The organism is Pseudoduganella sp. jia 9, assembly GCF_055502615.1.
In genome coordinates, this window is record NZ_JBUPWE010000012.1 from 281,101 (window position 1) to 288,992 (window position 7,892).

Annotated in this window: 4 protein-coding genes; 2 read left to right on the plus strand and 2 right to left on the minus strand. The window is 65.1% G+C overall.

What is annotated here, in order from left to right; all coding sequences use genetic code 11:
• Nucleotides 1-19 precede the first annotated feature (19 nt).
• Together ACY34H_RS17870 and ACY34H_RS17875 are read right to left on the minus strand one after the other, a co-directional pair.
• Complete coding sequence (locus ACY34H_RS17870; protein WP_464978815.1) at nt 20-1,777, minus strand: methyl-accepting chemotaxis protein; 1,758 nt, start codon at nt 1,775-1,777, stop codon at nt 20-22.
• Nucleotides 1,778-2,008: 231 nt separating this feature from the next.
• Nucleotides 2,009-3,601 carry a POT-type proton-dependent oligopeptide transporter gene (locus tag ACY34H_RS17875; RefSeq protein ID WP_464978816.1) on the minus strand — a complete coding sequence of 531 codons (1,593 nt, stop codon included), beginning with the start codon at nt 3,599-3,601 and terminating at the stop codon, nt 2,009-2,011.
• A gap of 266 nt (nt 3,602-3,867) precedes the next feature.
• On the opposite strand from ACY34H_RS17875, the gene ACY34H_RS17880 reads away from it, so the two are divergent.
• Nucleotides 3,868-5,487 (plus strand): alpha-glucosidase family protein, encoded by a 1,620-nt coding sequence (locus ACY34H_RS17880; protein ID WP_464978817.1) that lies wholly within the window; start codon nt 3,868-3,870, stop codon nt 5,485-5,487.
• 153 nt (nt 5,488-5,640) lie between these two features.
• Nucleotides 5,641-7,506, plus strand: a complete 1,866-nt coding sequence (locus ACY34H_RS17885; RefSeq protein WP_464978818.1) for a glucokinase — start codon at nt 5,641-5,643, stop codon at nt 7,504-7,506.
• Nucleotides 7,507-7,892 lie beyond the last annotated feature (386 nt).

The window sequence follows — 7,892 nt, forward strand, 5'->3', positions numbered from 1 at the left end:
GCGGGTTGAGATACGGGGTTTAGAACTCTTCCCAGTCCGACTCGGAACCGGCGCTGGCGGGCGCCTTGCGGCTCACCGGTGCCGCCCTGGTCGCGGCGGGCCGGGCCGGCGCTGCCGGCAGCGCAGCGCGGACGGCAGGCTTCGCCATCGGCTTCGCGGCCGGGCTTGCGACGGTCCTGGCGGAAGCGGTGCCGGCCACCGGCGCGGCACCCTGCGCCAGCGTGAACGTGCCCACCAGTTCGGCCAGCCTGCGGGCCTGTTCCTGCATGGCTTCGGAAGCGGCGCTGGCTTCTTCGACCAGCGCGGCGTTCTGCTGCGTCACTTCATCCATCTGCGTGATGGCCACGTTGACCTGGTCGATGCCGCTGCTCTGTTCGCGGCTGGCGGAAGAGATTTCCGCCATGATGTCGGTCACGCGCTGCACGCTGCCCACCACCTCGGTCATGGTGGCGCCCGCCTGGCCCACCAGCTGGGTGCCGACGCCGACTTTTTCCACCGAGTCGTCGATCAGCGCCTTGATTTCCTTGGCGGCGGTGGCCGAACGGTGTGCCAGGTTGCGCACCTCGCTGGCCACCACGGCAAAGCCGCGCCCCTGCTCGCCGGCACGGGCCGCCTCGACGGCGGCGTTCAGCGCCAGGATATTGGTCTGGAAGGCAATGCTGTCGATGACGGAGATGATGTCGACGATCTTCTTCGCCGACGCATCGATCGCACCCATCGTATCGACCACCTGGGCGACGACGGTGCCGCCCTGCGCCGCCACGCTGGAAGCCGAGGCCGCCATGGCGCTGGCCTGCTGGGCATTCTCGGCATTCTGGCGCACGGTCGACGTCAGTTCTTCCATCGACGACGCGGTTTCCTCCAGCGAGCTGGCCTGCTCTTCGGTGCGCGACGACAGATCCTGGTTGCCGGCCGAGACTTCGGCCGCGGCGGTGGCGATTGTATCGGTGCCGCTGCGTACCTCGGCGACGATGGCGGCCAGCTTCTCGCGCATGGTGCGCATCGCGAACATCATGCTGGCGGTATCGCCGGCCTTGACGGGCACATCCACGGTCAGGTCGCCGTCGGCGATGCGGGCGAGGAACGCCGCCGCTTCGTCCGGCTCGCCGCCAAGCTGCTTGAGCAGCGTGCGCGTGACCGTCACCGCGGCAGCGATGCCGACCGCCATGGCAACCACGGCCAGGATCACCATCAGCCGGACGGCCGTGTTGTAGGCGTCCCTGGCGTCGTTCGCCTCTTTCTCGTTCAATGCTTCTTCCAGCGTGATCAGCTCATCGATCGCATTCATCCAGACTTGCTGGACCGGGCGCACCTTGTCCAGCAGCATGCTGGTGGTTTCCGCGGCCTGGTTCGCCAGGCCCAGCTTTTCCGTTTCCGCCATCAGTGGCTTGGCGATCCGTTCCTGCTCCACGATCGTCGCTACCAGCGATTTTTCCTTTGCTTCCGTGCTGGGGTCTTCCAGGCTCTTGCTGATCTTTGCCATCTCCGCCGCGTAGATCGCCTCCTGCTTGCGCAGGCGCTCCACTTCCGGCCGCATGGCGTTGTCGTCGGTCAGCAGCGCAAGATTACGCAGGGCGATCATGCTGTCCGCGACGCTGTCCTGCGCCGTGTTGAGCTGCCGGATCTGCGTATTGTTGAATTCGGTGATGTTCTGGATGCGCTGCTGCATGTCGCGCATTTTCAAGACGCCCGCGCCGACGATGATCAGCAGCAGGACCAGCACGATTGCATAGCCAAGGGCCAGCCGCGTGCCGACTTTCATATTCTTCAGGTTCATGGTTATCCGTTGGGTATCGGCGACCGCGCAGAGGAGGGCGGTCTATGTCCGGTAGCGCGAGGGTTGGGCGCAGGCTCGTTGGCACGCAGTATGGTGCCGTACGGCAATTATATGGATATCCGGTCCGGAGTGTGCCGATTTGTTGTATATGCGCCGCAGGAAAGCGCATATTTCATCACCGCGGCCGGCATGTCATTGCGTGAATGACACGTCGGCCGGGTTGGGTGACCATCAGGCCACGGCGGTTTGCGCCCGGTAGTTGTCGACCATCTTGTAGCGCCGCGCGTAAAGCCCGAACAGCAGCGCCGTCAGCATGGCGAAGCCGGCAAAGAAGAACATCTGGAACGCGATCACCGACAGCCCCGTATCGCCGATGTGGCCCAGCACGGCGTCATTCTTCACGCTGGCGTTGACGATCAGCACCCACAGGTTGCCGACGGTGACGGCCAGGGTCCAGAAGCTCATGATCGAGCCTTTCATCGATGCCGGTGCCTGGCTGTAAGCGAATTCCAGGCCGGTGGCGGAAACCAGTACCTCGCCCATCGTCAGCAGCGCATAGGGCGCCAGCTGCCACAGGATCGACATCGGCGTGCCCGCATCCATCGATACCTGGATCCAGCCGATCACCAGCCACGAGAAGGCCGAGAAGGCGATGCCGGCCGTCATCCGGCGCAGCGCGGTCGGCTCCAGGCCCAGCTTGCTCAGCAGCGGGAAGATGACCAGGTTGTTGAACGGGATGAGCAGCATCACCAGCGCCGGGTTGACGGCCTGCATCTGCGCCGGCAGCAGCTGGAATTCCCAGCCGAACAGGCTCAGGACCGGGCTGGTCATCGCATTGGCCTGCACGATCCAGGTCGATGCCTTCTGGTCGAACAGCGACCAGAACGGGGTAACGAGCGCGAAGACGATGAGGATACGCAGCACGGCGCGCACGCCTTCCACCGCTTCGTCCGGATGATGGCCGCGCGCCCGCTCCAGCTGCATGGCGGTGCCGATGCCCCAGCCGGCCAGCAGCAGCACCAGTGCCGTGCAGGCGGCGATCACGAAGCCCCACGAGAACGACATCAGCAGCGAGGCCACGGCGCCTGCCGCGCCGAGCGCCGCCACGACGAGTCCGGGCCGGCCCTGGCCGGGCTTTTTCGCCAGCAGGGCGGTGCGCGAAACGCGCGTCAGCGAATCGGGGCTGGGCGGTGCCGGCGGCACATGCACGTATTTCCGGTTCCCCATCCAGAATATGAGGAGCGCCAGCGCCATCAGCAGGCCGGGAATGCCGAACGCGACGGACGGGCCGTAATTCTTCAGGAACAGCGGCATCAGCAGCGACGCGAAGAACGAGCCGAAGTTGATGATCCAGTAGAACGCGTCATAGACGAGCTTCGCCCGCTTCTTGTTGGTGTGGTCGAACTGGTCGCCGACGAAGGCCGCCACCAGCGGCTTGATGCCGCCCGCGCCCAGTGCGATCAGGAACAGGCCGGCATAGAAGCCCGTGAGATTGTCCTCGAAGATCGCCAGGCAGGCATGGCCTATCACATAGACGAGGCTGAGCCAGAAGATGGTGTTGTACTTGCCGAAGAAGCGGTCGGCCAGGAAGCCGCCCAGCAGCGGGAAGAAATAGACGCCGATGACGAAGGTATGGAATACGTGTTTCGCTTCGCCGGCGCGGTCTTCCAGGGGGATGAACAGCAGCAGGGTACTGATCAGGAACGGCGTCAGGATGTTACGCATGCCATAGAAGGAAAAGCGTTCGGCCCCTTCGTTGGCGATGATGTACGGTATCTGGCGCGGCAGCGGGCCGTAGCCTGCTTCGTGGGTGGCGTTTGCCATCGATAGCCCTCTCGAATTGTGGATGGACGCGATGCTATGCCGAATACGGCTGTGCTGGCAATGGCCGGGATCGGCGTCTTTTGGCCGTTTGGTGGGTAGGCTGATGTAGTTTGACTACGGTGCTGCCAGTAATTTTTTTGCGGTTATGTTGTTAAGTCATTGTTTTATATGGATGGTGCCTGACTACGTTACGACGGCGATCCGTTGAAACATTCATACCGTTGATGTATATTCTCTACAATACCCATCAACTTCATCGGAACCCCATGACCAAATCGACGTCTCCGACCTGGTGGCAGGAAGCCATCATCTATCAGGTGTATCCACGCAGCTACCTCGACACGAACGGCGACGGCGTGGGCGACCTGGACGGCATTACCGATCGCCTCGACTACATCGCGGAACTGGGCGTGGACATCGTCTGGATCTCGCCGTTCTTCAAGTCGCCGATGAAGGATTTTGGCTACGACATCGCCGACTACTGCGACGTCGACCCGCTGTTCGGCACGCTGGCCGATTTCGACCGGCTGATCGCGAAGGCCCATTCGGTGGGCGTGAAGATCATGATCGACCAGGTGATGAGCCACTGCTCGGAACAGCACCCGTGGTTCGTGGAAAGCCGCAGCAGCCGCGACAACCCGAAGGCCGACTGGTTCGTGTGGGCCGATCCGCTGCCGGACGGGAATCCGCCGAACAACTGGCTGTCGGTATTCGGCGGCTCGGCGTGGCAATGGGATTCGCGCCGCAAGCAGTACTACATGCACAACTTCCTCACCAGCCAGCCTGACCTGAACTTCCACAACCCGGAAGTGCAGCAGGCGATGCTGGACAGCCTGCGCTTCTGGCTGCAGCGCGGCGTCGACGGCGTGCGGCTCGATGCCGTCACCTTCCACTTCCACGACCGGGAACTGCGCAGCAACCCGCCCGCCACCGTGCGCGATACCGCCACCGTGACGGACGTGAACCCGTACGGCATGCAGGCGCACGTGTACGACAAGTGCCGCCCGGAGAACGTGCCGTTTCTGCGGCGGGTGCGCCAGGTACTGGACGAATTCGGCGCCGTGTCGATCGGCGAAGTGGGCGCCGACGACGCGCTGGCCTTCATGGCCGAGTACACGGCCGGCGGCGACAAGCTGCACATGGCCTACAGCTTCAACCTGCTGACCGAAGACCATTCGGCGCGCCATATCCGCACGCAGGTGGAAGACTTCAAGCGCCGCGTCAAGGATGGCTGGGCTTCCTGGTCGGTGGGCAACCACGACGTGCCACGCGTGGCCACCCGCTGGGGCGCCGGCAAGGACGCCTCGGCGTTCGGCAAGCTGGCGCTGGCGATGCAGCTGTCGCTGAAGGGCACGCCGTGCCTGTACCAGGGCGACGAACTGGCATTCACGGAAGCGGAGGTGCCGTATGAACTGATCCAGGACCCGTACGGCATCACGTTCTGGCCCGAGTTCAAGGGCCGCGACGGCTGCCGCACGCCGATCGCCTGGACCGATGGCGCAAACGGCGGCTTCACGAGCGGCAAGCCGTGGCTGCCGGTGGCGCCGGAGCATGCCGCCGCCGCGGCATCGGTGCAGGAAGCGGACCCGCAATCGCCACTGAACTTCGCGCGGCGCATGATTGTGTGGCGCCGCACGATGCCGCAGCTGACGCGCGGCGACATCGAATTCCTGGAAGCGCCCGAGCCGGTGCTGGCGTTCCGCCGCACGCTGGCCGGCGAGCGTTCCGTGCTGTGCGTGTTCAACCTGGGCGGCGATGACGTCACGTTCACGCTGCCGCAGGCAAGGGGCGCGCAGGCGCTGGACGAAGCCGGGCTGCCGGGCGGCGTCGCCGATGGCGTGGTGAACCTGCCGGCCTGCGGCGGGTGGTTCGGCTACGAAGCCTGATGCCGCGCTTTCCGGCGGCAGCCCGGCGCTGCTCCTTCCTGCGAGTTTGTTTCCGCTACCATTGCATGGCGGGCGCGCTTTTTCCGCGCGTCCGTTTCGGGTATGCTGCGGCCTCGCCCGCGTGAGCGCAGCAACAAGTAAAAAGAGAGCGAGATGAGACAAGTGGAACTGGAACAGAAACTGGGACGTGCCGCCTTTGCCGACGGCCCGCGGCTGCTGGCCGACATCGGCGCAACGCATGCGCGCTTTTCGCTGCAGACGGCGCCCGGCGAATACCAGGCCGTGCGGGTACTGCAGTGCGACGACTACACCGGCATCGTTCCGCTGCTGCGCAGCTATCTCGCCGACCATCCCGGCATCAACCTGAATCACGGCGCGCTGGCGCTGGCGAACCCGGTGCACGGCGACTATATCCGGATGACGAACCGCGACTGGCAGTTCTCCACCGACGAAGTGCGCCGCGAACTGGGCCTGCACACGCTGCTGGTGGTGAACGACTTCACGGCGCTGGCCATGGCGATCCCCGGCCTGCAGCCCACCGACCTGATGCAGGTGGGCGGCGGCGCGCCGGCGGCGAACTCCGTCATCGGCGTGCTCGGCCCGGGCACGGGCCTGGGCTGCTCGGGCGTGATCCCGACGGTGGACGGCTTCGTCACGCTCGGTTCGGAAGGCGGCCACAATAATTTCGCGCCGGCCGACGAACGCGAATACGCGATCCTGCAATACGCGTGGCAGACCTGGTCGCACGTGTCGAACGAGCGCCTGATCTCGGGCCCCGGCATGGAGATCATCTACCGCGCGCTGGCGCGCCGCAACGGCCTGCACGTGCGCGACCTCACATCCCAGCAGATCATCTCCGGCGCCCTGAAGGACAAGGATGCGCTGTGCATCGAGGTGCTCGAGTGCTTTTCCGCGATGCTGGGCGGCGCGGCCGCCAACCTGGCCGTTACGCTCGGTTCGTTCGGCGGCATCTTCATCGGCGGCGGCATCGTGCCGCGCATGGGGGAGTGGTTCCGGAGTTCGCCGTTCCGTACCCGCTTCGAGGCCAAGGGGCGATTCTCGTCGTACCTGGCGGAGATCCCGACCTACGTGATCACCACGCCCAACCCGGCGTTCTATGGCGTGGCGACGATCCTCTCCGAACACCTGCGCGGCCGCAGCGGCGCCAACACGCTGATGGAGCGCGTGCAGACGCTGCTGCGCGAGCTGACGCCGGCCGAGCAGCGCGTGGCGCAACTGGTGCTGGAACAGCCGCGCCTCGTGCTGAACGAGCCGATCGCCGATATCGCCCGCATGGCCGAAGTGTCGCAGCCGACCGTGATCCGCTTCTGCCGCTCGCTGGGCTTCACGGGGCTGGCCGACTTCAAGCTGAAATTCGCCAGCAGCCTGACGGGCGCGATCCCCGTGCGCCACAGCCAGGTGCGCAACAGCGACAGCACGCACGACCTGTCGGCGAAGGTGGTCGACAACACCGTGTCGGCGATCCTGAAATTCCGCGACCAGCTCGACGTGCGCGCGATCGACCGTGCCATCGCGCTGGTGGCCAAGGCCAAGAAGGTGGAGTTCTACGCGATGGGCAACTCGCGCGTGGTGGGGCTGGACGGGCAGCACAAGTTCTTCCGCTTCCGCATTCCCACCGCCTCGTATGGCGACTCGCACCTGCTGTCGCTGGCGGCCGAGCTGCTGCAGCCGGGCGACGTGGTCATCGCGATCTCGAACTCCGGCCGGCTGCCCGAGCTGCTCGACGCGGTGGATACGGCACGCGCCGCGGGCGCCGACGTCATCGCCATCACCACCAGCCAGTCGCCGCTGGCGAAGAAGGCCAGCGTGTGCCTGGCGGTGGACCACAGCGAGGACAGCACGACGTTCCTGTCGATGATTTCACGCATCCTGCAGCTGCTGCTGATCGACATCCTCACCGTGGGCATCTCGCTGGACTCGCAGAACAAGGCGCTGGTGCTGGAAGGGAAGGGCGCCGCGAACGGCTCGCGCCTGCTGATCTCGCACCTCGACAGCTGAATTCACACGCCGCATGAAAAACGCCGGGTTCCCCCGGCGTTTTTTTTTGCGTGCGCCCAGCATGGGCGCACTCCTGTGGGTGAAAGTCCCGCCGCGAGCTGACCACAGCGAGCGAAGTGAAGCGCAACTGCGGAAGAGTAATCGACCGTGGGAAGGAAGCGTGGAGCGTAAATCATGAGCCGAGGAACACGAATCGCATAGAAGGCGCTGCCAAGCAGGGCGAGCGGGCCCAAGACCGCGAAGCTCTTGTGGTCAAGGCGAAGCGGCGTAGATGCGGCGGTTGTGTGATGAAGGAGTGCGGCCCTTACCTGGGGACGCCCTGCCTCACGTCTGAAAGGACGGCGGCGTTGCCGTAGCAGGGTCTCAGCAGAGGTCATAGTAGTTGG

Excerpts from the sequence above, each read along its gene's own strand:
- ACY34H_RS17870 (WP_464978815.1), bottom strand. The coding sequence starts at position 1,777 with ATGAACCTGAAGAATATGAAAGTCGGCACGCGGCTGGCCCTTGGCTAT.
- ACY34H_RS17880 (WP_464978817.1), top strand. The coding sequence starts at position 3,868 with ATGACCAAATCGACGTCTCCGACCTGGTGGCAGGAAGCCATCATCTAT.
- ACY34H_RS17885 (WP_464978818.1), top strand. The coding sequence starts at position 5,641 with ATGAGACAAGTGGAACTGGAACAGAAACTGGGACGTGCCGCCTTTGCC.
- ACY34H_RS17875 (WP_464978816.1), bottom strand. The coding sequence starts at position 3,601 with ATGGCAAACGCCACCCACGAAGCAGGCTACGGCCCGCTGCCGCGCCAG.